The organism is Streptomonospora litoralis (assembly GCF_004323735.1).
Taxonomy (GTDB): Bacteria; Actinomycetota; Actinomycetes; order Streptosporangiales; family Streptosporangiaceae; genus Streptomonospora; species Streptomonospora litoralis.
Genome location: NZ_CP036455.1, coordinates 2,343,048 through 2,368,981, shown reverse-complemented (window position 1 = coordinate 2,368,981; position 25,934 = coordinate 2,343,048). Strand labels below are relative to the sequence as shown.

At 74.0% G+C, this 25,934-nt stretch carries 23 protein-coding genes; 5 read left to right on the top strand and 18 right to left on the bottom strand.

Features of this window, described 5'->3' with window-relative positions; translation table 11 throughout:
• Positions 1-32: 32 nt before the first annotated feature.
• From murD to mraZ, 8 genes are all read right to left on the bottom strand, one after another.
• Positions 33-1,496: a UDP-N-acetylmuramoyl-L-alanine--D-glutamate ligase gene (murD, locus tag EKD16_RS10250; RefSeq protein ID WP_131098174.1), complete on the bottom strand. Its 1,464-nt coding sequence runs from the start codon at positions 1,494-1,496 to the stop codon at positions 33-35.
• Positions 1,493-2,548, bottom strand: coding sequence for a phospho-N-acetylmuramoyl-pentapeptide-transferase (gene mraY, locus EKD16_RS10245; protein ID WP_131098173.1), 1,056 nt, complete (start codon positions 2,546-2,548; stop codon positions 1,493-1,495). The genes murD and mraY overlap by 4 nt, the downstream gene beginning before the upstream one ends.
• Positions 2,545-3,999, bottom strand: a complete 1,455-nt coding sequence (locus EKD16_RS10240) for a UDP-N-acetylmuramoyl-tripeptide--D-alanyl-D-alanine ligase (protein WP_131098172.1) — start codon at positions 3,997-3,999, stop codon at positions 2,545-2,547. Before EKD16_RS10240 ends, mraY begins: the two co-directional genes overlap by 4 nt.
• Before the next feature lie 361 nt (positions 4,000-4,360).
• Positions 4,361-5,950 carry a UDP-N-acetylmuramoyl-L-alanyl-D-glutamate--2,6-diaminopimelate ligase gene (locus tag EKD16_RS10235; RefSeq protein WP_131098171.1) on the bottom strand — a complete coding sequence of 530 codons (1,590 nt, stop codon included), beginning with the start codon at positions 5,948-5,950 and terminating at the stop codon, positions 4,361-4,363.
• Positions 5,951-6,082: 132 nt separating this feature from the next.
• The gene (locus tag EKD16_RS10230; RefSeq protein ID WP_131098170.1) at positions 6,083-8,032 is read right to left on the bottom strand and encodes a peptidoglycan D,D-transpeptidase FtsI family protein; all 1,950 of its coding nucleotides are present in this window, start codon (positions 8,030-8,032) and stop codon (positions 6,083-6,085) included.
• Between the two features lie 70 nt (positions 8,033-8,102).
• On the bottom strand, positions 8,103-8,600 hold the full coding sequence (locus tag EKD16_RS10225; protein ID WP_242677325.1) for an FtsB/FtsL family cell division protein: 498 nt from the start codon (positions 8,598-8,600) through the stop codon (positions 8,103-8,105).
• Positions 8,601-8,676: 76 nt separating this feature from the next.
• Entirely contained in the window at positions 8,677-9,645 is a 969-nt protein-coding gene (gene rsmH / locus EKD16_RS10220; protein WP_207391549.1) for a 16S rRNA (cytosine(1402)-N(4))-methyltransferase RsmH, read from the bottom strand.
• 437 nt (positions 9,646-10,082) lie between these two features.
• On the bottom strand, positions 10,083-10,514 hold the full coding sequence (gene mraZ / locus EKD16_RS10215) for a division/cell wall cluster transcriptional repressor MraZ (RefSeq protein ID WP_131098168.1): 432 nt from the start codon (positions 10,512-10,514) through the stop codon (positions 10,083-10,085).
• Positions 10,515-10,873: 359 nt separating this feature from the next.
• Between mraZ and EKD16_RS10210 the strand changes: the two genes are divergently transcribed.
• The 3 genes from EKD16_RS10210 (at position 10,874) to EKD16_RS10200 (ending at position 15,615) form a co-directional block, all read left to right on the top strand.
• Positions 10,874-11,863 (top strand): AAA family ATPase, encoded by a 990-nt coding sequence (locus tag EKD16_RS10210; RefSeq protein ID WP_131098167.1) that lies wholly within the window; start codon positions 10,874-10,876, stop codon positions 11,861-11,863.
• 16 nt (positions 11,864-11,879) lie between these two features.
• Positions 11,880-13,127, top strand: coding sequence for a DUF58 domain-containing protein (locus EKD16_RS10205; protein ID WP_242677324.1), 1,248 nt, complete (start codon positions 11,880-11,882; stop codon positions 13,125-13,127).
• A 136-nt stretch (positions 13,128-13,263) separates the two neighbouring features.
• Positions 13,264-15,615 (top strand): transglutaminase family protein, encoded by a 2,352-nt coding sequence (locus EKD16_RS10200; protein ID WP_131098166.1) that lies wholly within the window; start codon positions 13,264-13,266, stop codon positions 15,613-15,615.
• A gap of 241 nt (positions 15,616-15,856) precedes the next feature.
• Here the strand turns inward: EKD16_RS10200 and EKD16_RS10195 are convergent, their stop codons facing one another.
• The 10 genes from EKD16_RS10195 to EKD16_RS10150 form a co-directional block, all read right to left on the bottom strand.
• The gene (locus EKD16_RS10195) at positions 15,857-16,276 is read right to left on the bottom strand and encodes a DUF3040 domain-containing protein (RefSeq protein ID WP_131098165.1); all 420 of its coding nucleotides are present in this window, start codon (positions 16,274-16,276) and stop codon (positions 15,857-15,859) included.
• A gap of 285 nt (positions 16,277-16,561) precedes the next feature.
• Positions 16,562-17,839 carry a DNA polymerase IV gene (gene dinB / locus EKD16_RS10190; protein WP_131098164.1) on the bottom strand — a complete coding sequence of 426 codons (1,278 nt, stop codon included), beginning with the start codon at positions 17,837-17,839 and terminating at the stop codon, positions 16,562-16,564.
• Between the two features lie 55 nt (positions 17,840-17,894).
• On the bottom strand, positions 17,895-18,698 hold the full coding sequence (locus EKD16_RS10185) for a methyltransferase (RefSeq protein WP_242677323.1): 804 nt from the start codon (positions 18,696-18,698) through the stop codon (positions 17,895-17,897).
• Between the two features lie 58 nt (positions 18,699-18,756).
• The gene (nusB, locus tag EKD16_RS10180) at positions 18,757-19,176 is read right to left on the bottom strand and encodes a transcription antitermination factor NusB (RefSeq protein ID WP_131098163.1); all 420 of its coding nucleotides are present in this window, start codon (positions 19,174-19,176) and stop codon (positions 18,757-18,759) included.
• A 46-nt stretch (positions 19,177-19,222) separates the two neighbouring features.
• Positions 19,223-19,786, bottom strand: coding sequence for an elongation factor P (efp, locus tag EKD16_RS10175; protein ID WP_131098162.1), 564 nt, complete (start codon positions 19,784-19,786; stop codon positions 19,223-19,225).
• Positions 19,787-19,935: 149 nt separating this feature from the next.
• Positions 19,936-21,018: a 3-dehydroquinate synthase gene (gene aroB / locus EKD16_RS10170; RefSeq protein ID WP_131098161.1), complete on the bottom strand. Its 1,083-nt coding sequence runs from the start codon at positions 21,016-21,018 to the stop codon at positions 19,936-19,938.
• A complete protein-coding gene (locus tag EKD16_RS10165) occupies positions 21,015-21,539 on the bottom strand; it encodes a shikimate kinase (RefSeq protein ID WP_131098160.1) in 525 nt (174 codons plus the stop codon). Before EKD16_RS10165 ends, aroB begins: the two co-directional genes overlap by 4 nt.
• 29 nt (positions 21,540-21,568) lie before the next feature.
• Positions 21,569-22,753 (bottom strand): chorismate synthase, encoded by a 1,185-nt coding sequence (gene aroC / locus EKD16_RS10160; RefSeq protein WP_131098159.1) that lies wholly within the window; start codon positions 22,751-22,753, stop codon positions 21,569-21,571.
• 64 nt (positions 22,754-22,817) lie between these two features.
• Positions 22,818-23,675, bottom strand: coding sequence for an A24 family peptidase (locus EKD16_RS10155; protein ID WP_131098158.1), 858 nt, complete (start codon positions 23,673-23,675; stop codon positions 22,818-22,820).
• 71 nt (positions 23,676-23,746) lie between these two features.
• Positions 23,747-24,463 (bottom strand): SseB family protein, encoded by a 717-nt coding sequence (locus EKD16_RS10150; protein WP_131102317.1) that lies wholly within the window; start codon positions 24,461-24,463, stop codon positions 23,747-23,749.
• A 240-nt stretch (positions 24,464-24,703) separates the two neighbouring features.
• Here EKD16_RS10150 and EKD16_RS10145 point away from each other — a divergent pair, with 240 nt between their 5' ends.
• Both EKD16_RS10145 and EKD16_RS10140 read left to right on the top strand, forming a co-directional pair.
• Entirely contained in the window at positions 24,704-25,249 is a 546-nt protein-coding gene (locus EKD16_RS10145) for a YceI family protein (protein ID WP_131098157.1), read from the top strand.
• Between the two features lie 131 nt (positions 25,250-25,380).
• Positions 25,381-25,710, top strand: a complete 330-nt coding sequence (locus tag EKD16_RS10140) for a DUF2470 domain-containing protein (protein ID WP_131098156.1) — start codon at positions 25,381-25,383, stop codon at positions 25,708-25,710.
• The last annotated feature ends 224 nt before the right edge of the window (positions 25,711-25,934 follow it).

Genomic DNA, 25,934 nt, shown 5'->3' with positions numbered 1-25,934 from the left:
AAAAGTACAAGAGCAACGGGAAAAGCCGCCGCTCAGCCGAGCGCCGCGACGGCGGCGGCGAAGCGGCGGCCGCGTTCCTTGTAGTCGGCGAACATGTCCATCGAGGCCGCCGCGGGGGCCAGCAGCACCGTATCGCCGGATCGGGCCAGGTCCTTGGCCGCGGCGACGGCCTCGGTCATGGCCTCGCCGCCGGTGTCGGCGACCTCCACCACCGCCGTGTCGGGGGCGTGGCGGGCCAGCGCGGCGCGCAGCTGGTCGCGGTCGCGGCCCAGCAGCACCGCGGCGCGCAGCCGCGGCGCGGCGTCGCGCACCAGCTCGTCGACGTCGGCGCCCTTGAGCAGCCCGCCGGCCACCCACACCACCGACTCGAAGGACGCGAGGGCGGCCGCGGCGGCGTGCGGATTGGTGGCCTTGGAGTCGTCCACGTATTCCACGCCGGCGACCGCGCCGAGCCCGGCCATCCGGTGCGGTTCCGGCGCGAAGGCGGCCAGCCCGGCGCGTATGGCGCCCGCGCCGACTCCGGCCGCGCGCGCCAGGGCGGCCGCGGCCAGCGCGTTGGCGACGTTGTGCGGTGCCGCGGGCACCACGTCGGACAGTTCCGCCAGCTCCTCGGCTCCGCCGTGCGGGTCGGCGACGAACGCGCGGTCCACCAGCAGGTCCTCCACGACACCGAGCTGGCCGGCGCGCGGCGTGTTCAGCGTGAACCCGTACAGCGGGGTACCGGGGTCGCCGGACTCCGCGGCCAGGCGGGTCGACCAGGTGTCGTCGGCGTTGGCGACGCGCAGTGTGCCCGGGGCGTAGATGCGGCCCTTGGCATGCGCGTACGGCTCCAGGCCGCCATGCCAGTCGAGGTGGTCGGGGGCCACGTTGAGCACCGCGGCCGCGTGCGGGGCGAGCGTGGCCGACCAGTGCAGCTGGAAGCTGGACAGTTCCACGGCCAGCACCGCCGGCGCCGGCCCCGAGGAGCCCGGCAGGGCCGCCTCGACGACGGGGGTGCCGACGTTGCCCACGGCGACCGCGTCGAGGCCGCCCGCCCGCAGCATCGCCTCCAGCATGCGCACGGTGGTCGTCTTGCCGTTGGTGCCGGTGACGGCGAGCCACCGCTGATCGGCGGGGCGCAGGCGCCAGGCCAGCTCCACGTCGCCGATGACCTCGATGCCCGCCTCGCGGGCGGCCGCGAGCAGCGGGGCGTCGGGGCGCCACCCGGGAGACGTGACGACCAGGTCGGCGCCCTCGGGCAAGCCGTGCTCGCCGAGGAACACCTGCGCCCCTTCGGCGCGCAGCCGCTCGGCGAGCTCCCGCGTCGCGTCGTCCTCCCGGGAGTCGACCACGCCGACCCGGGCGCCGTGGGCCAGCAGCACCCGCGCGACCGGGGGCCCGGACACCCCGAGCCCGGCCACGCACACGCTCCGCTCCTTCAGCGCCGCGCCGAAGGCCGGATCGGCCGGCGCGCCGCTGGGCGCCGGCGTCCTCCCGGCTTCGCCCGTCGGGGTCATCGCGGCATCCATTCCAGGTAGAAGATGCCGATGCCCACGCCCACCAGGAGCCCCTGGATGATCCAGAAGCGGATGACGATCGTGGTCTCGGCCCAGCCTTTGAGTTCGAAGTGGTGCTGGATCGGCGCCATGCGGAATATGCGTTTGCCGGTCAGGCGGAAGGAGCTGATCTGCACCATCACCGACATGGTGATGAGGACGAACAGGCCGCCGATGATCAGCAGCAGCAGCTGGGTGCGGGTGGTGATGGCCAGGCCCACGATCAGCCCGCCCAGCGCCAGCGAACCGGTGTCGCCCATGAAGATCTTGGCGGGCGGGGCGTTGTACCACAGGAAGCCGATGCAACCGCCGAGGCATGCGGCGGCCACCACCGCCAGGTCCAGAGGGTCGCGCACGGGGTAGCAGCTGGGCGCCAGGTAGGAGACGCAGCTCTGGCGCAGCTGCCAGTTGCCGATGATCACGTAGGCGACCAGGGACAGGATCATGGCTCCGGTGGCCAGGCCGTCGAGGCCGTCGGTGAGGTTGACGGCGTTGGAGAAGCCCACGATCAGGAACAGCGCCCAGGCCACGAAGACGATCAGCAGCAGCGGCGGCCCGAAGTCGCGCAGGAACGACAGCTGCGGGGAGGCGGGGGTGTAGCCGTACCCGTTGGGGAACTGGGTGACGCCCACCGCGAATCCGGCGCCCACGACGGTCTGCCCGAGCATCTTCGCGCCGCTGCGCAGGCCCAGGCTGCGGCGCTTGTAGATCTTGATGAAGTCGTCGAGGAACCCGACGGCGCCCATTCCCACGAACAGGAACATCACCAGCAGCCCGGAGGCCGTGGGCCGCGTCATGAGCACCAGGTGGGAGACGAAGTAGCCGATGACCGCGCCGAGGATGATGACGATGCCGCCCATGGTGGGCGTGCCCTGCTTGGTCTTGTGTCCCTCGGGGCCGTCGTCGCGGACCTCCTGGCCGAACTTGAACCGGAACAGGATCCGGATCACCAACGGCATGATGAGCAGCGAGACGAGCAGCGAAACGCCCGCCGCGACGAGAATGCCGGTCACTTGGCGTCCTCCCCGGACATCTCCCGGGCCGTTGCGGCGGGCGCCTCACCCGGCGCCAGCAGTTCGGCGACCCTCTCCAGCCCTGCCACGCGCGATCCCTTCACCATCACGACGTCCTGCGGCCGCAGCCGGGAGCCCAGCACCGCCGCCGCCTCGTCGGCGTCGCCGACCCGCACCACCTCGCCGTCCCATCCCGGCTCCGCGGCGGCGCCCTCGGCCGCGGGGGCGGCCTCCTCCCCGACGACCACGAGGGTCCGCACGCCGGTGCGGGCGGCCGCTGCGCCGGCGCGGCGGTGCTCCTCGCCGGAGAGGTCGCCCAGTTCGGCCATGACGCCCAGGACCGCGTGCGTGCGGCGTGCGCCGTGGCCGCCGAACGCCTCCAGAGTGCTCAGTGCGGCGGCGACCGATTCGGGGTTGGCGTTGTAGGCGTCGTTGACGACGGTGACGCCGTCGGGGGTCTCCGAGACCTCCATCCGCCACCGGCTGACCGGGCCGGCGCCGGCGAGCGCGGCGGCGATCGCGGCGGCGTCCATGCCCGCCTCGGCGGCGACGGCGGCCACCGCCAGCGCGTTGTGCACCTGGTGGGCCCCGACGAGGGTGAGCCGCACCGGCGCCGACTGCTCGCCGACGCGCAGCGTGAAGCCGGCCCGCCCGGCGGGGTCCAGTTCGACGTCCTCGGCGCGCACGTCCGCGTCGGGCGCCAGGCCGTAGGAGACGACGCGGGCGGCGGTGCGCCCGGCCATGGCGATCACGGCGTCGTCGTCGGCGTTGAGCACGGCGATCCCGCCCTCGGCGGCCGACGGCAGCGACTCGACCAGCTCGCCCTTGGCGCGGGCGATCGCCTCGCGGCTGCCGAACTCGCCCACGTGGGCGCTGCCGACGTTGAGCACCACGCCGATGCGCGGCGGGGCGAGGGAGCACAGGTGCGCGATGTGGCCGATGCCGCGGGCGGCGACCTCCAGGACGACGAACCGGGTGTCGGCGTCGGCGCGCAGCACGGTCAGCGGGTGGCCGATCTCGTTGTTGTACGAGCCCGAGGGCGCGACGGTGGGCCCGACGCCGCCGAGGACCTGGGCCATCAGGTCCTTGGTCGTGGTCTTGCCGGAGGAGCCGGTGATGCCGACGACGTCCGCGCCGGTCAGCTCGCCGGCCACGGCCCGGGCCAGGCGGCCCAGGGCCGCAACCACCCCCTCGTCGCCTCCGTCGGTGAGCAACTGCGGCGCCGCGACCGGCCGGGATCCCAGGACCGCCGCGGCGCCCGCGGCGACAGCGGAACGCGCGTATTCGTGCCCGTCGACCCGCTCGCCGCCGAGGGCGACGAACAGCGAACCGGGTTCGGCACGCCGGGAGTCGATGACGACAGGGCCGAACACGACGTCGGTTGGACGCGCCGGTCCGCTTATTCGGGATTGGGTGATCTCAGCGATCCGATCGAGCGTCAGCGCGATCAAATCCACTCCTCATGTCTGGCCCGGCCCATTGCGCCCAAGGCGCCTCAAGCAAGGTGACGGCGCGGTAACAGGGGATGGCGCGATCCGTCGACCCCGAGGCGGCGTCGATACGCCGCGGGCCGGGCTGCGATTGCCGGACCTACCTTAGAACATTTGATTGCCCGCGTTGTGCGCCGACCGGAACTACTGCGCCCGCCTCGAACCCGCGGCTGTGCGGATGCCGCGGCGGCGTCCCGCAGCGCCCGCAGCGGCCCGCGTCGTTCGGACCGGGCGCGCGCCGGCCGCTGCGCGGCTCGCCGAGGCGCTGACCTGCCTGCGCCCGCGTGTGGTTGCGTCGTCCGTGCGTCGCGGCACCCCCTGCTCAGTGGGCCGAGCGCCGCCGCAGCGCGGCGAGCAGCACGTCGCGGTCGTCGAAGGGCAGCACCTCGCCGGCGACGTACTGGCCGGTCTCGTGGCCCTTACCGGCCACCACCACCACGTCTCCGGGCCCCGCACGGCGCACCGCCAGCCCGATCGCCTCGGCGCGGTCGGGCTCGACGGTGATGCGGGCGCGCTGGTCCCGGGGTACCTTGGACACCCCGTCGAGCACCGCGGTGGCGATCGCGACCGGGTCCTCGGTGCGGGGGTTGTCGTCGGTGATGATCACGGCGTCGGCGAGCCGGGCGGCCGCCTCGCCCATCAGGGGGCGTTTGGCGCGGTCGCGATCGCCGCCGCAGCCCACGACCATGGTCAGCCGGCCCTTGGCGATCCCGCGCAGCGCGCTCAGCACCGCCTCGATCGCGCCGGGCTTGTGGGAGTAGTCGACCACAGCGGTGAAGTCCTGGCCGCCGTCGACGCGCTCCATGCGCCCGGGCACGCCCGGCGCCGCGGCAACGCCCTCGATGGCGTTGTGCAGCGGCACACCGGCCTCGACCAGCCCGACCACGGCGGCCATCGCGTTGGCCACGTTGAACGCGCCGGGCAGCCCGACCGACGCGGCGGCCTCCATACCGCCGGGGCCGACGATGCGGAAGGTGCTGCCCGCGGGGCCGGTCCGCACGTCGGCCGCGCGCCAGTCGGCCTCGGGGTCGCCGTCGGCGGAGAAGGTGGTGACCGGCACGTCGCCGCGGGCGCGGACCTGGTCGATGAGCACCCGGCCGAAGCGGTCGTCCGAGTTGACGACGGCGATGCGGCAGTATTCGGGGGTGAACAGCAGCGCCTTGGTGTCGAAGTACTCGCGCAGGTCGCTGTGGAAGTCCAGGTGGTCCTGGGAGAGGTTGGTGAACACGGCCACGTCGTAGTGGGCGCCGCCGACCCGGCCCAGGGCCAGGGCGTGGCTGGAGACCTCCATCGCGGCGGAGGCGATGCCCTCCTCGCGCATGCGGGCGAAGAGGCCGTGCAGGTCGGTGGCCTCGGGGGTGGTGAGCGACGAGGCGACCCGCCGGCCGCCCACCCGCATCTCCACCGTGCCGATCAGGCCCGTGGTCATGCCCGCCGCACGCAGTCCCGCCTCCGCGAGGTAGGTGACGGTGGTCTTGCCGCTGGTGCCGGTGGTGCCGATCAGCAGCAGGTCGTCGCCCGGGCGGCCGTAGACCCAGGCGGCGACGCGGCCCAGCACGGCCCGCGGGTCGGCGACGGTGACGACGGGCAGCCGGGTGGCGGCGGCGCGGTCGTAGCCGGTGGGATCGGTGAGGACGGCGGCCGCGCCGGAGGCGGCGGCCTGGCCGGCGAAGTCGGCGCCGTGCGCACGGCTGCCGGGCAGGGCCGCGTAGAGGTCGCCGGGGCGCACGGCGCGCGAGTCGTGGGTGATACCGCCGATCGGGGTGGCGGCGGGGTCGGTTCCGGCTTCGCCGGACGGGCCACCGCCCGCATCCGCGGTCTCGGCGGGCTCGACACACGTGACGAACGCCTCGGAGCCCAGCAGCCGGGCGAGCTCGGACAACGGGCGGGGCGGGTTCTGATCAGGTCGCATTACCGGTGGCACGTCGCGAGGTTATCGGCTGTCGGGGCCCACGGGTAAATCCGCGCCGCGCTCGCGTGCACGGATTCGGCCCGGTGGGGCGCGTGCCGGCGGCGCTGGGCCCCTGCGACGCCCGCGGCGGGCTCACCCATTGCCGAACAGCCGGATGTTGGGCGGCTCGGTCCCCGAGGGCTGGACTTTCTCCGACTTCAGCGCGAAGGACATGATGTCGGTGAAAACCGGGGCGGCCGCCTGACCGCCGTAGTATTCGCCCTTGGGGTTGTGCAGCACGACCTGGACGACCAGTTCGGGGTCGTCGGCCGGGGCGAAGCCCACGAACATGGCGGTGTACCCGCCGTTGTAGGTGCCGGTCTCGGGGTCGACCCGGTTGGCGGTGCCGGTCTTGCCCGCGACGCGGTAGCCGGGGATGCGGGCGGCCTGGGCGGTGCCGTGTTCTCCGGTGACCGCCTCCAGCATCCGCGACAGCTCCTGCGCGGTCTGGCTGCTGACGACCCGCTCGCGCGGCGGTGCCGCAGACGGGTCCAGCCCGCCCTCCTCGCTCACGGTCCCCGCGACGATGCTGGGCTCCACGCGCACGCCGTCGTTGGCGATGGTGGCGTAGACGCTGGCCATCTGGGCGGCGTTGACCGAGAGCCCCTGCCCGAAGGAGATGGTGGGCAGCTGAGTGCCCCACCAGTCGTCGGGGTCGGCGAGGATGCCGGCGTTCTCCCCGGGCAGGTCCAGTCCGGTGGGCTCGCCGAAGCCGAACTTGCGCAGGTAGTCGTAAAGCCGCTGCTTGCCCAGCTGCTGCCCGACCTTGATGGTGCCGACGTTGCTGGACTGGGCCAGGATGCCGTTGAGGGTCAGCCGCTGGGTCTCGTGGAAGTGGTCGTCCTTGAACGTGCGGTCGTGGATCTGCATCGAGTAGGGAACGGTGTAGACGCTGTCCGGAGTGGTCAGGCCCTCCTCCAGCGCACCGGCCAGGGTGATGACCTTGTTCGTGCTGCCGGGTTCGAACGCCTCGCTCACGGCGCCGTTGAGGCGCGCCTTCGCGGGGGCCTCGGAGAACTCGGACCGGTCGTAGGTGGGGAAGTCGGCCATGGCCAGGATCTCGCCGGTCGGGCGCATGACGATCGCGCTGCCGCCGACGGCGTCCAGCTCCTCGGCCCGCTCGTTCAGCGCCTGGCTCGCGTGCCACTGGATGTCGCGGTCCAGGGTGAGCCGGACGTCCTTGCCGGGAACCGGCTCCTGGGTCAGGCCGTCGGCCATGGGGATGCGCACGCCCGAGGAGCCCACCTCGACCTGCTGCTTGCCGGGCTCGCCGGCCAGGGTGTCGTCCAGGACGGCTTCGAGGCCCTCCAGGCCGTGGCCGTCGGCACCGGTGAAGCCGAGGACGTCGGCGGCCCCGGTCTCCTCGGGGTAGACGCGTTTGTAGTCGGGCAGCGCGCCCACGCCGGTGAGGCCGACCTCCTTCAGCTTCTTCCACTTCTCGGGCGCGACGTCCTGGGCGATCTCCTTGTAGCGGCTGGACTCGTCGCCGACCTTGGCCGCGACGTCCGCGCGTTCGAGGTCGAACCGCTGGGTGAGCTCGTCGATCACCTTGTCGCGCTCGTCGTCGAGGACGGTGACCGGATCGACGAAGACCGTGCGCGTCTCCACCGACATGGCGAGGGGGTTGCCGGAGGCGTCGGTGATGGCGCCGCGGGTGGTGGGGATGTCGACGGTGGTCAGCCGGACCTCCTCGGCCTTCGCGGCGTAATGGTCGGCCTTGATGACCTGGATATGGACCAGGCGGCCGGCGAAGACCATCAGCACCACGACCATCAGGATTCCGGCGACGTTGAGCCTGCGGCGCGGGTTGCCGCGCTTGAGGGGGCGCCGCTGCGGAGGCCGCGGTGGCCGACCGCCGCCGCCGCGTTCGGGCGGAGGTCCCGAGCGCGGGCGGCGAGGCGGCGGGGTGGCGCGGGCTGCGCCGCGGCCCTCGCCTGCGCGCGGGCGCGACCGGCCCTCGCGCGGCGCCGGCCCGCGGGCGGGTCGCGGCGAGGAGCCCGGGCGGCGCGGGTCGCGGGAGCGGCCGTCGCGGGAGGAGCTCAACCGCGCCTCCCGCGGACGGGTCTGCTGTGCGAACGCGCGGGCACCGGCCGCCGGCGCAGGGTGTGCGGGCTCACCGGTGGCCCGCCTGCGGCTGGGCTCCGGTGCCGGGCAGCCCGGACTGGGCACCGCCGTCGTCGCCGGTGACGCGGCGCTCGTCCAGATCCAGGAAGAGCGGCGCCTCGCCCGGACGCATGCCCATCTCCTCGGCCTCATCGGCGATGCGCTCGGAGGACTCCAGCCGCACGACCTCCTCGCGCAGCGCCTCCTCCTGATGGGCCAGCCGCTGGTTCTGCTGCTGGAGCTCGGAGATGGTGAAGGAGTCGGCGACCAGCACGGTGCGCAGCGCCAGCAGGCTGATCAGCGCGCCGCCGAGCAGGCCCAGTACCAGCAGCACGAAGGGCATGCGGGGTGCGCGCGGCGCGGGCCGCGCCGCCGGGGCGCCCGCGGCGGCGCCGCGGCGCCCGGGCGCCTTCCGGGCGGGTGCGGGCGTGCGCTCCTTAGGCCTCCTGGGGGGCGATTCGGTGCCGGCCCGCCGCTGCCGTGTGGGCTCCTCGGTGACGCTGCTCATCTGGGTCCTCCCCGCTGTGTCTCCCACGTGTCCCATCGGGTCCGCGGCCCGTCGGCGGGTGCCGTGCCGGCCGCCGTCACGGCCGGCGGATGCGCTCGGCGGCCCGCAGCCGCGCCGAGGCCGCGCGCGGATTGGCTTCGTTCTCCTGGTCGGTGGGGGATTCGGCGCCCCGCGTCAGCAGCCGCAGCTGGGGGCTGTGCTCGGGCAGCGGCACCGGGAGGCCAGCCGGGGTGGTGTCGGTGGCGAGCGCGCCCAGCGCCCGCTTGGTGATGCGGTCCTCCAGCGAGTGGTAGGACAGCACCGCGATCCGCCCCTCGACGGCGAGGCGCTCGACGGCCGCGGGCAGGGCGCGGGAGAGGATGTCGAGCTCGGCGTTGACCTCGATGCGCAGCGCCTGGAACGTGCGCTTTGCCGGGTTGCCGCCGGTCCGCCGGGTGGCGGCGGGGATGGCGTCGCGCACCAACTCGGCCAGCACGCGGGTGGAGTCGATGGGCTCGGCGGCGCGGCGGCGCGCGACGGCCTGGGCGATGCGCCCGGCGAAGCGCTCCTCGCCGTAGTCGCGCAGGACGCGCGTCAGCTCGGCGACGGAGTAGGTGTTCACGACGTCGGCGGCGGTGCGCCGCTGGGTGCGGTCCATGCGCATGTCGAGCGGGGCCTCGTGGGAGTAGGCGAATCCGCGCTCGGACTCGTCGAGCTGCGGCGACGAGACGCCGAGGTCGAGCAGCACGGCCTGCACCTCGGTGCGGCCGAGGCCGTCGAGGACCTCGGGCACGTCGTCGTACTCGGCGTGGGCGAACTCGACGCGGTCGGCGTAGGGCGCGAGGCGGGCGCGGCTGCGCTCCAGGGCCGCGGTGTCGCGGTCGACGCCCACCAGGCGCATCCGGGGGTGGGCGTCGAGCAGGGCGGCGGCGTGCCCGCCCAGGCCCAGGGTGCCGTCGACGAGGACGGCACCGGGCGCGGCCAGAGCGGGGGCCAGCAGCTCGGCGATGCGGTCGAGCATGACCGGCGTGTGGCCGGCTCCGGGCTCGCTGCCGGTGTCTGCCATGAGCACAGTGCCCCCTCCTCACTCACCGACCGTTGCGGCGCCGCCTCGGGCCGCCGCGGCCTCCCCCGTCGGGCCGCTGCGAACGCCGGCCTCTCCCCGCGGCCGGCTCCGCGCTCCCCTGCGGTGCCCGCGCTGCGGGTGGGTTCTGCGTCCGCGGTCGGTGTCTCGTCTTCTGCTGCCGGCCGAGCCGGCTCCAGCCGTGCTCCCTGCGCTTCACGCACACCGTGCGCTGCGGGCACCGGCTGCTGTCCGGACTGGCCTTCAGGCGCGGGACCCGCGGACCGCGCTGCGAGGCGGTCGCCACCTGGCGCCGGGGAAGATGCGTCAGCTGACTGCGGCTCGCGCCTGAAGGCCGGCGTCCAGACAGGGCTTGGTCGGCGGTGGCTCGGCGGACCGGTGTGCGCGGGTGTCGAGGCCGGCACCGCGGTCGCGCGAAGTCACAGCACCCCCGGCAACACCTCCTCCGACAGATCCGCGAAAGCCTGCTCCTGTTCGGCTTCGTAGCGGGCCCAGGCCGCGGCGTCCCAGATCTCCAACCGCGTGTTGGCCCCGATGACGACGCAGTCGCGTTCCAGGCCGGCATAGGCGCGCAGGCCGGCGGGGACCGTGATGCGCCCCTGCTTGTCGGGGACTTCGTCGGAGGCGCTGGCGAAGAACACCCGGCTGTAGTCGCGGACCGCCTTGGCGGTGACGGGCGCCGAGCGGAGGGCCTCGGTGATGCGCTGGAACTCGTCGACCGGAAAGACGTAGAGGCAGCGCTCCTGTCCCTTCGTGATCACCAGTCCCCCCGACAGTTCGTCGCGGTACTTCGCCGGAAGGAACAGGCGTCCCTTCTCGTCGAGGCGCGGTTCGTGGGTGCCGAGAAACAACGGCCCCACCTCCCAAGCCCCCAGTGGAGGCAGTCTCCCGCTCCACGATGCTCCACTGTACTCCACTCTTCCCCACGGTCAACAGTTTCAATCGCCGCCGCGAAGCTTCACCCTCCAAGAAACCGCAGGTCAACGAGGGTGGTGCAGAGTGGAGTGGCCGCGGGGCCCAGCCCGGGGGGCCGCCGCCACACGCCCGTGGTACCGCCTCGCCGAGCGCCGCGCCGCGCGCGCCGGGGCCAGGCAGACGTGACGCACCGCTCGCCGCTACGGCGCAAGCCGTTTTTGGGATTTGGTTTGCATTCGCGCACTTTGGCTCTAGCCTCGGTTCCATCGGCTCCGGATCCTCAGAGAGGGGACTCGTGTCACTGGGCACGCGGCAGAACACGCAGGAGGACGGGCTACCGGACGGCGACGGTGTCATCGCGGTCGCCGACCGGATCCGCGAAGCGATCGAGACCGTCATCGAGGGCAAACCCGACGTCGTGCGCATCGCGCTGACCGTTCTCCTCGCCGAGGGGCACCTCCTCATCGAGGACATCCCGGGTGTGGGCAAGACGATGCTCGCCAAGGCGCTGGGGCGCGCCGTCGACTGCTCGGTGCAGCGCGTGCAGTTCACGCCCGACCTGCTGCCGGCCGACATCACCGGCGTCAGCATCTACCACCGGGACCGCAACGAGTTCGAGTTCAACCCCGGCCCGGTCTTCGCCAACATCGTGCTGGGCGACGAGATCAACCGCGCCTCCCCCAAGACGCAGTCGGCGCTGCTGGAGTGCATGGAGGAGCTGCAGGTCAGCGTCGACGGCGAGACCCGCTCGCTGGAGCACCCGTTCATGGTGGTCGCCACGCAGAACCCGGCCGACATGGAGGGCACCTACCCGCTGCCCGAGGCTCAGCGCGACCGCTTCATGGCCCGCATCTCGGTGGGCTACCCCACTCCCCAGGCGGAGCTGGACATGATCGACACCCACAGCTCCGACTCGCCCTTGGACAGGCTGGAGCCGGTCGCCGACGCAGCCGACGTGCGCACCATGGTCGAACGGGTCAAGGCCATCCACGTCGCCCCCGGCGTGCGGCGCTACGCCGTCGACCTGGTCACGGCCACCCGCTCCTCCTCGGCGCTGCGCCTGGGCGCCTCGCCGCGCGCCACCATCCACCTGGTCCGGGCCGCGCGCGCCTACGCGGCGCTGGAGGGGCGGCACTACGTGGTCCCCGACGACCTGCAGGCGCTGGCGGTGCCGGTGCTGGCCCACCGGCTGCTGCCCAGCCCCGGAGCCCTGACGGAGCGCCGCGCACCCGAGCAGGTCGTCTCCGAGATCGTGGCCCGCCTGCCCATCCCCAGTCCGCGCTGAGCGCCGGGGAGCACGCGTGAGACTGCTGCCGGCCTTGACCGTCCGCGGCTGGGGCCTGCTCAGCGGCGGCGCCGCGCTGATCGCCAGCGGGCTGGTCATCGGCGAACGCGACCTGGTCGGATTCGGCGTCCTGGTGTTCGCGCTGCCGCTGCTGGCGGGACTGACGCTGTGGGGCGCGCCGCGGCGCGTGGTACACAGCCGGGCACTGCAGCCTTCCCGTACCGCTGCCGGATCCGAAGCGCGGGTGCTGATCCGCGTGGCCAACGCCGCGACGGGCCTGCCCGTGGGCGGCCTGGCGGTGGACGACACGCTGCCCTACGCGCTGGGCCAGGCGCCCCGGTTCAACGTCGGCTTCCTGGGGCCGCGCGCCGTGCGCGACCTCACCTACCGTGTCCGCACCGAGATCCGCGGCGCCTACCCCGTGGGACCGCTGACGCTGTCCTTCAGCGACCCGCTGAACTGCCTGCGGCGCCGCAGCCCGCTCGGCGCGCCGACGACCCTGCTCGTCACGCCGCCGGTAGTGGCGCTGCCCAGCGTCGCCGTACCGGGCGCGACCGCCGAGGACGGCGACAGCACCGCGCGCTCCCCGGCGGGCGGGACCGAGAACGACCCGGTGCCGCGCGGCTACCAGCACGGCGACGACATGCGCCGGGTGCACTGGCGCAGTACGGCCCGCTACGGCGAGCTTATGGTGCGCCGCGAGGAGCACCCCCTCAGCGACCGCAGTGCGGTGCTGGCCGACCTGCGCGGCCGCGCGCACGCGGGTGCGGGGCCGGACTCTTCGCTGGAGACCGCGGTGAGCGCGGCGGCGTCGGTCGCCGCGCACCTCGTCGGCCGCGGCCACGAGTTGCGGCTGCACACCGACAGCGGCGCGGTGGCGGCCCAGACCACGCCCGATGTCCTCGACGCTCTGGCCGTCGCACCCGCCTCGGACAACTCCTCCCTCGCCGCCGCCGCGGAGGCGATCGGGCAGTCCCACGTCAGCGGGCACGGCCTGGTCGTGGCCGTGCTGGGGGCGCTTTCGGCCGCCGACCTTGCCGCGCTGGCCCGGCTGCCCGGCAACCGCGGGCGCTCCTGCGTCGCCCTGCTGTGCACCCGCGCCGCCTGGCCGGAGCCCGCCGCAGCGCAGCAGGCGGCCACGGCACTGCGCGAGGCCGGGTGGACGGCGGCCGAGGTCGGCTCGCCGACCGATCTGCCGCGCGCCTGGGGCGGCGCCGCGCTGGGCCATGCCGGTTCGGGCGGGGCGATGATCGCCGACGACTAGGGCCCGCGCCTGCGGGTAGCCGCATCCTTTCGACCCTTTCGACCCCCTTGTCCCCCGTCCACCCGAGGCTCGCGAAGGAGGAACGGCGCATGCCCGCCGCCGTGCACCGCACCAGGTGCGGGACCGCCGGTACACGATGATCGCAAAGGCCGCACTGACCTTGGCGACCGCCGCCGCGCTGCTGCTGGCACTGCCTGCGCTGGCGCCGGTGATCGCCGGCGGCTCCTGGTGGGGCCCCTCCGCCGTCATCGTGGCCGTCTGCGCGCTGGTCGGGCTGGGGCTGCGGGCCGCCCGGCTCACCGTCGTCCTGATCCCCCTCGTGCAGGCGGTGGCGGCGCTGTGCGTGCTGACCGGCGCGTTCGTGCCCTACGCCGCCCCGCTGGGGTTCGTGCCCACCCCCGGCGCCCTGGCCGAACTGCTCGCCGTGTTCAGCGAGGGACGCATGCAGATCGGGGCGGAGACCACCCCCATCCCGGCGACCCCGGCCCTGGCGCTGGTGATCGCGGCGGCGATGGGGCTGCTGGCCATCGTCTCGGATTTCCTCGCGGTGACCGCGCGGGCCGCTGCGATGATGGCGCTGCCGCTGGCAGGGCTGCTGCTCGTACCGCTGCTGGTGGACGACGACGGCGTGAGCACGTTCGCCTTCGCCGCGGCCGCGGCGGGTTACGTGGCGCTGCTCGCCGTGGACGGCTGGGCGCGCGGCTCGCGGCAGGGAATCACCGTGCGCGCGGCCCACGACACCGCGGCCCCCGTCCTCGGCGGCTTCCAGAAACTGCTGACCACGGCGGGGGTGGCCGCCGTCGCGGTGACTCTGGCGCTGATCGTCCCGCTCGCCGTCCCGGGCCTGTCCTCCAGCGCCCTCTACGCGCTGGCCGACGGCAGCCGGCTCGGCGGCGAGACCATCACGACCACCCACCCCCTGGTCAGCCTGCGCCGGGATCTGACGTCGACCTCCGACCGGCCGGTACTGAACTACCGGACCGACGCGACCGATCCGGGCTACCTGCGCATGTACTCGCTGGACGTCTTCGACGGCCAGAACTGGACCATGTCGCGGCTGCGCGCCGACGGTGACGGCGACCTCGGCGACGAGACGCTGCCCTCGCCGCCGGGCCAGAGCTTCATCGGCAGCGAGCGCACGACCACCGAGGTCGAACTGGCCGACCGGTTCGAGGCCGACTTCCTGCCCATGCCGTACCCGCCGCGCCGGGTGTCCGCGTCCGGCGAGTGGTACGCCGACCCCGAGACGCTCATGGTGTTCACCACCGGCGCTCCGGCCCGCGGGACCTCCTACGAGGTGGTGAGCCTGCCGAACCGGCCCGACCCCGACGTGCTGGCCGCCGACCTGGAGCCCAGCGGCGACCTGGACGAGCGCTATCTGGAGGTGCCCGATTCGGTGGGCGAGCGCACCCGGGAACTGGCCGAGCGGATCACCGCCGGCGATTCCACGTCCTACGACCGGGCGGTGGCGCTGCAGGACTGGTTCGCCGCGGGTGACCGCTTCACCTACGACCTGAGCCCGCCCTCGATCCCGGCGGGCGAGGACCCGCTGAACCACTTCCTGTTCGACAGCCGGGTGGGCTACTGCGAGCAGTTCGCCGGCGCCATGGCGCTGCTGGCGCGGCAGGCGGGCATCCCCGCCCGCGTGGGGATCGGCTACACCTCGGGCACCAGTGCCGGCGACGGGGTGTGGGAGGTCTCGGAGTCCGACGCCCACGCCTGGCCGGAGCTGTACTTCGAGGGCGCGGGCTGGCTGCGGTTCGAGCCGACCCCCTCCTCCTCCTCCGGCGGCCAGGGCACGGCCACGGTGCCCGAATACGCGGACGGGATGCCCTCGGCACCGCAGCGCGGCGATGCGCCCGGATCGCAGAACTCCCGGGAGAACGGCGGCACCGAACCCTCGGCGGCCCCCGACGAGCCCCGGGTGCCCACCGAAACGCCCACGAGCCCCGACGCCTCCGAGGAGGCGGACGAGGGCGTCTTCGGCGGCGGCCCGGGCGACGGCGGCGGACCCGGCTGGTGGTGGCTCGCCCTGGTCCCGGCGGCGCTGCTGCTCGCCGCACTGCCCGCGCTGGCGCGCACGCTGGTGCGGCGCACGCGCTGGGTGCGCGCGGGTTCGGCGGCCCAGCGCGCGCACGCCGCCTGGCGGGAACTGCGCGACGACTGCCGCGACCTGGGTGTCGCCTGGAACGCGGCCGAGTCGCCGCGCGGTACGGCCCGGCGGCTGGCAGCCGATCACGGGCTCGGCGACGATGCCCGCGAGGCGCTGTGGCGGCTGGCGATGGCCGAGGAGAGCGCCCGGTATGCGCCCGAGGTGCACCAGGAGGGCTCCCCGGCCGTCGACAGCAGGCTGGTGCGCACGGCACTGCGGCGGCTGCGCGGCCGCGCAGCCGTGCTGCGGGCGCTGCTGCTGCCCGGCTCGCTGACCGCCTTCCCGCAGCCCGCTCCGAGCCGCCCGGCCCCGCGCACCGGACCCGCGGTGAGCTGACCCGGCAAGGGTCGGCAGGCGGGGAGGGCCGCGCAGAGCCGGCTTCCTCGCCGCTGCTCAAGCTCAAGCCGGGAGATAGTGACCCGGCCTGACGGCTCGGGTGGCGCCAGGCGCCTCGCGTCGGTAGCCGGTTCCCGCTTCAACCGGCGCACACGCCAAAGCGCCCGCCGGAAGGATCCGGCGGGCGCGTTGGCGTGTGCGCTCTCTGGGTTCGGGGCACCGGCCGCGGGGCGGCGGCCTGCTACTTGTCGTCGCCTTCCTGGCGGCGGCGCCAGCGCTCCTCGAAGCGGTGCATCATCCCGGGGCGCTGCTGGCGCCGGCGCTGCTTGGGCTCGGAGCTCTTGCCCTTGCTCTTGCCCTGCGGCTCGGCGGCGGCCTCAGCGGTGCCGCCGGCGACGCGCCGCCAGGCGGAGAGTCCCCACAGCAGGCAGGCGAGCATGACGACGAAGCCGATGACACCCACGATGACCTGCTGGAAGATCGCGCCGCCCATGAGGAGCGAGATCCCGACGACGAACCCGATCGATGCCTGGACGATCGACCGCTTGTAGTGCACGGCCGGGTTCGTCTGGCGCACAGTGTTGGCGAACTTCGGATCCTCGGCGTACAGCGCCTGCTCGATCTGGTCGAGCATACGCTGCTCGTGTTCAGAGAGCGGCACGGCGCCTCCCAATGACAGTCCCTGCGTGGGGTGAGGTTTGCTGAACAACAAGCTGTTGTTCAGTGGTATGCCCAGAATAAGGTGCCTTAGCGCCTACTGAAAAGAAAAGATGAACGTGTAGCCGGCCCACGTAGGCCACATTACCCTCACCGTCTAACCGCAACACCGCTGCGCTCGCCCTTCTGCTGTCCCCAGTACTGCCGGGGGATGCCCGGTCCGCGAACCGGTCGGCCGGCGGGCTCCCCCTGCCCCTATAACGAGTCCTATGACCCGAAAGTTGCCGTACTATACGTCATTCTCCTCACGCTTGGCCAAAGCCGCCGGGCGGATGGCTCCGGCCCCGAAACGGCGCGTGACGGCGTCCATGGCCTGCTCGGCCTCCCGCCATCCGGTCTCGGGCTCCTCCAGGCTGAGCTGGCGGTGGGACGCCGAGACCGGCCCCAGCCCCTCCACGCGCACCCCCACCAGCCGCAGCCGCACCCGCTCCAGGCCGGCTGCGGCGTAGAGTTCGCGCGCGGCGGCGTTGATCTCGTGGGCGACGTCGGTGGGCTCGGCCAGGGTGCGCGAGCGGGTGATGGTGGTGAAGTCGGCCCGGCGCAGCTTCACGACCACCGTGCGGCCGACCTGCCCGCGGCCGCGCATCCGCCGCGCGACCTTCTCGGCGAGGCGCAGCAGCTCCCGCCGGATGGTGGCCGGGTCGTCGACGTCGCGGGGGAAGGTCTCCTCGGCACCGATGCTCTTGTCGGGCGAGGACGGCACGACGGGGCGCTCGTCGCGGCCCCGGGCCAAGGCCGCCAGGCGCTCCCCCAGCGCGGCGCCGAACTCGCCGCGCAACGTGGCCGCCGAGACCCGCGCCACGTCGCCGACCGTGCGCAGCCCCAGGCGGGTCAAGGTCTGCTCGGTCTTGTCGCCCACGCCCGACAGCGCGCCCACCGGCATCGGGTGCAGGAACGCGGTGACCCTCTCGGTGGGCACCGCCAGCAGGCCGTCGGGCTTGCACCGGGTCGAGGCGAGCTTGGCCGCGAACTTGGTCGCGGCCGCACCCACCGAGCAGGTCAGGCTCTGCTCGTCGCGCACCCGGCTGCGGATCAGCTCGGCGATGCGCACCGGCGAGCCCAGCCTCCGGCGCGCGCCGGAGACGTCCAGGAACGCCTCGTCCAGCGAGACGGGCTCGACCTCGGGGGTCACCGACAGCAGGATGTCCATGACCGCCTCGGAGACGCGCTTGTAGGCGGCGCCGTCGGGCGGGAAGACCACGGCGTCGGGGCACAGCCGCAGCGCCCGCACCATCGGCATGGCCGAGTGGACGCCGTAGGAGCGGGCGATGTAGTCGGCCGAGGAGACCACGCCGCGCGGCCCCGTACCGCCGACGATGATGGGCTTGCCCCGGGTCTCGGGGTGCTCCAACCGCTCGACGCCGGCGAAGAAGGCGTCCATGTCGATGTGCAGGATGGTGCAGTCGTCGTCGAGGCCGTCGAGGCCGCCCTCGGGCAGCGGTTCGACCCCCTCGGGCCCCATGATCCCCCGCAGCGCCTGCCCGCGCTCAAGCTGGCGTCGGCTCATGCCACCAGTCTGCCGCCTGCACCGTGACCGGCGCCAACGGGCCCTCGCGGCGCCGTCACCGCGGCCTGCGCGCCAGCAGGTGGATCTGGGTAGCGATCCCGGACAGGGCCGGGTGCTCCGAGGCGGCCTTCTCCAGCTCGACCAGCTGCTCGCCCACGTGCGCCTCGCCGTCGAGCACACGGCCGGGCAGCAGGTCGGCGAAGACCCGGACCCCGCGGATGTCGGCTCCGCCCAGCCCGGCCCGCTCGGCGAGGTCGACGAGCTGGCCGGAGGTGAAGCGGCGGGGCATGGGGTCGCCCGGTCCCCAGCGCCCCTCGGCGTCCTCCAGCAGGCGGAGGGCATCGGCGAGGTGGCCGGTGAGCGCCCGGTGGAGCACACCGGCCACGGCGTTGGCGGCCAGCACGCTGACCGCGCCGCCGGGCCGGGTCAGCGCGGCGACGTCGGACAGGGCGGCGGCGGGCTCTTCGACGTACTCCAGCACGTTGTGCATGAGGACGAGATGGGCGTGCTCGGCGGGCAGCAGCCGGGCCAGGTCGCCGGTCTCGCCTTGGAGCGCGCGCACCCGCACCCCGGCCTCCGCGGCCCGGCGCTCCAGCGCGGCCAGCGAGTCGGGACTGGGATCGACCACGGTAACGCGGTGGCCCAGCCGCGCAAGCGGGACGGCCGCGCCGCCGGTGCCGCCGCCCGCGTCGACGATGTCCAGGCCCTCGGCCTCGGAGTCGGCGGGCTGCTGGTCGGCCAGGGCGGCGCGCAGCACCTCCCAGACGACCTCGGTGCGGGCGGCGTTGGCCGCCCGGTGCGGTCCGGCGCCCGCACCGTGCTCGGTCGGCACGGCGCCGCCGCGGGGCTTGTCGCTCACCGGCTCCCCTTCTCGTTCGTCCTTGCGGCCGCCCGCCCGGCCGGCCCGGCCCGGGCCTTTAGGGCGCGAGCTGGGCCTTGTTCTCCATCAGCCGCGACAGCAGACCGTTGATGAAGGTCGGCGACTCGTCGGTGGAGAGCTCCTTGGCCACCGCGACGGCCTCGGAGATGGCGACGCCGTCGGGGATGTCGGCGGCCCACAGCAGCTCGTAGGCGCCCATCCGCAGGATGTTGCGGTCGACCACCGGCATGCGCTCAAGCGTCCAGCCGATCGCGTAGTCGTCCAGCAGCGTGTCGAGGCGGTCGCGGTGGCCGTCGACGGCCAGTGCCAGCTGCTCGGTGAACTCGTTGATCGGGGGCTCGGCCTGGGCACGGCGGCGTTCGATGACCGCGGTCACTCCAGCGCCGCGCACCTCGGCCTCGTACAGGATCTCGACCGCGCGTCTGCGCGCCTTGCGCCGCGCCCCGCCGCTGCTCATCGGATCTCCGCCCGGCCGCCGGTGCGGACGCTCGCGAACAGCGCCATCAGTTGACGCGGCCGAGGTAGTCGCCGGTGCGGGTGTCGACCTTGACGCGCTCGCCGGTGGTGATGAACAGCGGGACCTGGATGACCGCGCCGGTCTCGATGGTGGCGGGCTTGGTGCCGCCCGTGGAGCGGTCGCCCTGCACCCCGGGGTCGGTCTGGGTGATCTCGACCTCGACCGCAGCGGGCAGCTCGACGTAGAGCGGCACGCCCTCGTTGACGGCTACCGTGATCGTCGCGCTCTCCAGCAGGTAGTCGGCGTTGCGGCCGACCACCTTGGCCTCGACCGGCAGCTGGTCGTAGGTATCGGTGTCCATGAAGATGTAGGACTCGCCGTCGGTGTAGAGGTACTGCATCTCGCGGCGGTCGACGTTGGCGATCTCGACCTTGGCGCCGGCGTTGAAGGTCTTGTCCACGACCTTGCCCGAGATGACGTTCTTCAGCTTGGTGCGGACGAACGCTCCGCCCTTGCCGGGCTTGACGTGCTGGAACTCCACGACGTTCCAGAGTTCACCGCCGTCGAGCTTCAGGGTCGTGCCGTTCTTCAGGTCGTTCGTCGAGGCCACTTGGGTCGTCTCTCCAGAGTGTCGGGCTCGGTCGGTGGCGGAGTGCCGTCCTTCTCGGGGCGGCCGGGCCGAAGCGGGGCTCCGCCGTCGTCGTCATCGCAGTCTAGTGGGTCTCACCGGTGCGGGCGTTCACGTCGGGCTACGCGTACTCACGTGCTGATCGCGGCGTATGCGGCGTCCAGCAGCTCCGCCGAAGGCCCGGGGAGCACGGCGGGCTCGCCGAGGGAGTCGAGCACGATGAAGCGCAGGGTGGCGCCGCGCGCCTTCTTGTCCACGCGCATGCTCTGCCGCAGGGCGGGCCACGCCCGGTCGGTGTAGCCGGTGGGCAGCCCAAGCGCCGCGAGCACGCGGCGGTGCCGCTCGACCAGGTCCGCGCCGATGCGGCCGTCCAGGCGCGCGAGTTCGGCGGCGAAGACCATGCCGATGGCGACCGCGTAGCCGTGCCGGAACGTGTAGTCCTCGGCGCGCTCGATCGCGTGGCCGAGCGTGTGGCCGTAGTTGAGGATCTCCCGGCGGCCGCTTTCGCGCAGGTCGGCCGAGACGACCTCGGCCTTGACGGCGACGGCGCGCTCGATGAGTTCGCGGGTGTGGCGCCCCTCGGGACGGGTGGCGCCTACGGGGTCGGCCTCGATGAGGTCGAGGATCGCCGGGTCGGCGATGAATCCCGCCTTGACGATCTCGGCCAGGCCGCCGATGTAGTCGGCGGCGGGCAGGCTGGGCAGGGTGGCCAGGTCGCAGAGCACGCCGGCGGGCGGGTGGAAGGAGCCGACCAGGTTCTTGCCCTCGGGGGTGTTGATGCCGGTCTTGCCGCCCACGGCGGCATCCACCATGCCCAGCAGGGTCGTGGGGACCAGGACGCAGCGGACGCCGCGCAGCCAGGTGGCGGCGACGAACCCGGCGAGGTCGGTGACGGCGCCGCCGCCCACCCCCACCACGGCGTCGGTGCGGGTGAAGCCCGCTCGGCCCAGGGCGCTCCACAGGCCGGCGGCGACCTCGGCGGTCTTGGCGGCCTCGCCTTCGGGCACGGGCAGCGGGTGGACGGTGTAGCCGGCCGACTCCAGCGCCCCCAGCACCGGGCGGGCCAGCTCGGCGAGCCCCTCGGGGTGGACCACGGCGACCTGTTCGGCGCGCTTGCCCACCAGTTCCGGCAGTTCGGCGAAGACGCCGCTGCCCACGACGACGTCGTAGGGGTCGGCGGCGGGGCCGCCCACGCCGATGCGGGTCGCGCTCATCGGCTCGGCTCCCGGTGCTCGGGCAGGCCCTCGACGATGGCGTCCACGATCTCCTCGGGGTGGTAGCCGCTCGTGGGCACGGTGGCCCGCGCCAGTCCCTCGTACAGCGGCAGGCGCTCCTCCAGCAGGTGGCGCAGCCGGGTGCGGGGGTTGCCGGCCAGCAGCGGGCGCGGGGTGTCCAGGCCGACCCGCTTGGCGGCGTCGGCGAAGTCCACCTGCAGATAGACCACGTGGTGCCGGTCGAGTTCGGCGGAGGTCGCGGAGTCGAGAATCGCTCCCCCGCCCAGCGCGACGACGCCGGTCCAGGCGGCCAGCGCCTCGGCGGTGATCTCGCGCTCCAGCGAGCGGAAGGCCGGCTCGCCGTCCTCGACGAAGATGTCGCCGATGGGCTTGCCGGCGCGCGCCTCGATCTCCGTGTCGGTGTCCAGCAGGTCCACGCCCAACCGCTCCGCCAGCGCCCGGCCGACGGTGGTCTTGCCCGCGCCGGGCGAGCCGATCAGAACCGCGATCGGTGTGCTCATCGCCTGTCTCCCTCGGTCGTCGGGCGGGGCTACCGGGTCTCCAGCGTATCCAGGTAGGCGCGGGCGTTGCGGGCCGTCTCGGCCAGGGAGTCGCCGCCGAACTTCTCGACGGCCGCCTCGGCGAGTACGAGGGCCGTCATCGACTCGGCGACCACGCCCGCGGCGGGGACCGCGGTGACGTCGCTGCGCTGGTGGTGGGCCTGGGCCGCCTCGCCGGTGGCGACGTCGACGGTGTCGAGTGCGCGGGGGACCGTGGCGATGGGCTTCATGGCGGCGCGCACGCGCAGCGGCGCGCCGGTGGTCATGCCGCCCTCCACGCCGCCGGAGCGGTTGCTGCGGCGGCGCACACCCGCCGCGCCGGGATCGGGTTCGATCTCGTCGTGGGCCTCCGAGCCGCGGCGGGCGGCCGTGCGGAACCCGTCGCCGAGCTCGACGCCCTTGATGGCCTGGATGCCCATGAGCGCGCCGGCCAGCCGCGAATCCAGGCGGCGGTCCCAGTGGACGTGGCTGCCCAGCCCCGGCGGCAGGCCGTAGGCGAGCACCTCAACGACCCCGCCCAGGGTGTCGCCGGCCTTCTTGGTGTCGTCGACCTCGGCGACCATGCGCGCGCTGGTCTCGGCGTCGAAGCAGCGCAGCGGGTCGGCGTCGATGCGCTCCAGGTCGCCGGGCTCGGGCAGCTCGGTCTCGGGGGCGCTGATACCGCCCATCGACACGACGTGGCTGAGGATCTCCACGCCCAGTGCCTGGCGGCAGAAGGCGCGGGCGACCTCGCCGAGGGCCACGCGGGCGGCGGTCTCGCGGGCGCTGGCGCGCTCCAGCACCGGCCGGGCCTCGTCGTGGCCGTACTTCTGCATGCCGACGAGGTCGGCGTGGCCCGGGCGCGGCCGGGTCAGCGGGGCGTTGCGCGCCACACCCTCCAGCTCTTCCGCGGGCACCGGGTCGGGCGACATCACCCGCTCCCACTTGGGCCACTCGGAGTTGGCGACCTCCACGGCCACGGGACCGCCCTGGGTCAGGCCGTGCCGGATGCCGCCGACGACGGTCACCTCGTCCTGCTCGAACTTCATCCGGGCGCCCCGGCCGTACCCGGCGCGACGGCGGACCAGTGCGGCGGCGATGTCGTCCGAGGTGACGGCGACGCCGGCCGGGAGGCCCTCCAGTATCGCGACGAGTGCGGGGCCGTGGGACTCCCCTGCGGTAAGCCAGCGCAACATGGTCCCGATCATTTCACGTGCGGGGGCGGGCGGGCACATCGAGTATCCCCGGCCGCCGGCCGGCTCAGCCTGCCAGGCCCGGCAGGCCCGCGTGCGGCCCGGCGAGCAGCACGGCCAGTGCGCCGCCGATCATGAACGGGCCGAAGGGGATCTGGGTGCGTCGGGTGGCGCGGCGCAGCGCCAGGAGCACCACGCCGTAGACCGCGGATGCCAGGAACGCGGCCAGGGTGCCCGCCACCGCGGCGGCGAATCCGGCGGCCCCGAGGTACAGCCCGACCAGTCCGGCGATCTTCACGTCTCCCCAGCCCATCCCGGCCGGGTGGATGAACCACAGCAGCCAGTAGAAGGCGGCCAGGCCGGCCAGGCCGCCCAGCGGGTAGGCGGCGGCGCCCAGGTCGGCGGCGGAGAGCGCGGGGGCCGGGGTGCCAGCGGCGCTCTCCAGCACGGCGGCGCCGCACACCAGCGGGACCGCGATCGGGTAGGCCGGGCCGACGATGGCGTCGGGCAGCCGGTGCACTCGGACGTCGACGGCGGCCAGCAGCGCGCCGACCGCGGCGAAGAACAGCAGCGCCGCCGTCCACACGGGATCGGCCGCCGCCCCGGACACCCCCGCGGACAGGCCGACGGCGCCGAAGAGCACGCCGGTGGCGGCCGCGAGCGGTGCTGAGGGCGGCACGGAGCGGGCGCAGGCAGGGCAGCGCCCGTTGCGGGCGAATCCGCGCAGGCGTACCGCGGGCAGCCAGCCGACGAACGGGATCGGCGCTCCGCAGGCGGGGCAGGCGGGCGGGGGCGGCGGAGCGTCGTCGTCGGGACCGGGGTCGTGCCGGGCGAACAGGGGGACCAGGCGGCCCGCGGCCGCGCCGACCGGTGCGCCCGCGGCCGCCAGCAGCAGCGCCAGCGCGGCGTCGGCGATTCCGAGCATGGGCGGGAAGCTAGCCGATCCCGCGCAACCGTGCCCAGCCGGGGCTGGCGGAGCCGGGGCGGCGGGACGAGTCAGCCACGGCGCTCGGCGCGTACGACCGCGCTCAGCTCGACCCCGCCCGGCAGCATGGGGGCGAGTTCGGTGGAGAGCCGGTCGGCGACGCGCCGCAGCGACTCGTCGTCGCGCCGGTCGAGCTCCAGGCGGATGCCGATGTCGGCCCGCTCGGACTCGTGCACGCGCACGCGGCCGATGCCGAACTCGGTGTGGGTGACCCGGTAGATCAGCGCGAGGACCTGCGGATCCTCCTTGGGTGCGGGCACCGTGCCGTGCTCGGCCAGGGTGGTGAGGAACCGCCCCCGGATGGAGTAGGTGACGGGCCCGGCGACGTCGACGACCACGGCGTCGGCGCCCTCGTCCATGGCGGCGCGGCAGGCGTCGACGGCGGTGACCGGGACCGGGCGGGCGTCCTCGCGCCAGGCCCGGGCGGAGCCGACCGAGGTGAAGGCGGGCACGCCGCGGCGGCCGTCCTGGCCGACCATCAGCGGCAGAGCGACGTCGGCGGCCTTCTCGCGCGTGCGCCCCGCAGTGTTCTCGCCCTCGTTGTCCTCGCCCTCGCCCGGCACGGCGAGCACCGGCACCAGCAGACGCGACTCCCCCAGTGCGTCGAGCACCTGGCGGTCGCCGGCCTCACCGCGCGAATACGCGTCGAGCCGGGCGGCGACGGCGGGGTCGGCCGAGCCGTCGTCGTCGCGGAAGCGCTGCGCTCCGGTGATGGTAGGGCGGTTCACGACGGGTTCAGGCTCCTGCTCGTCGGGGCGGAACCCGCCCCAGTCGGGATGTCCGCGGACCAGCTTAGCCAACCGGACGCACCGCCCGGGGTGGAACACCCGATTCACCTGCAGGTGCCGCTCCGCCGTAACGCTCATGCCGCCCGCGGCACGTCGGACACCGGCCGCGCCGCCACCGGAAGCGATCGCCCCGATACACTGAGCGACGAATACGGACAATGCGCAATGCAGGGGGAGAACATGTCCGATCAGCAGCTGGAACCGGGCACCTGGCGGATCGACACCGTGCACTCGATTCTCGGGTTCTCGGTACGCCACATGATGGTCAGCCGGGTACGCGGCCGGTTCGAGCGGTTCGACGCCGTGCTGACCGTGCCCGAGGACCCGCTGCGGTCGCACGTGCGCGCCACCATCGAGGCCGACTCGCTGAACACCGACAACGAGCAGCGCGACAACCACGTGCGCTCCGCGGACTTCTTCGACACGGCCACCCATCCGCAGTGGACGTTCGAGTCCACCGGCATCCGCACCTCGGGCGAGGACTTCCTGCTCGACGGGGAGCTGACCGTGCGGGGCACCACGCGCCCGATCGAGCTCCGGCTGGAGTTCAACGGTGTGACACGCGATCCCTACGGCATGACCCGTGCCGGGTTCCACGCGGAGACCGAGATCAGCCGCAGCGCGTTCGGCGTCGACATCGAGATGCCGATGGACGGCGGCGGCGTGGTCGTGGCCGACCGCATCAGGATCGACATCGACGCGGAGTTCACCCGCGAGGAGGGGTGAAGGCGGCGCCGGCCAGGCTCCGGCGGCGCGGCGGATATGCTCGTCGCGCCGCCGCCGGGCGGCGGCCCGCTCGCGTCCCGGAGCCCGCTCCGGCGGGTCCGCCCGACACAGCCACGCCGGAGGAACCCCCGATGACCGTGCCCTCCACACCGTTCACGGCCGAGGTCGTCTCGGCGATCACCGCCCACATGAACGGCGACCATCCGCAGGAGACCCTGGCCATCTGCCGCGCACTGGGCGGGGTTCCCGAGGCCACCGCCGCGCGGATGACCGGCGTCGACGCCGCGGGCGGCGACTACCTGGCGACCGTCGACGGCGCCGAGGCGGCGGTGCGCATCCCCTGGTCGCAGGAACTCACCGAACGCGGCCAGGTCCGCCGCGAGGTGGTGCGGATGTACCGCGACGCCTGCGAACTGCTGGGCATCGCACCCGCGGGAGACGAGGAACCGGGCGGCCACTGACCTTCCGGGCCCGACCGCCCGTTCACCTCGCACGCACTCGCACGGGACTTGTCCCCGCGGTCACCGGGGCCGGGTGCCGACCGGTTGGACGTCTGGCGGGGGCGGGTCGGGTCTGCTGGGCGGCCCGGCGCCGGTATGTCCGGTATGCCGGTCCATCCGGCGATGGTCGCGAACTTATGGCCGAGGAATGCGCTTACCTGCGACCATAAGTTCACGATAGACGG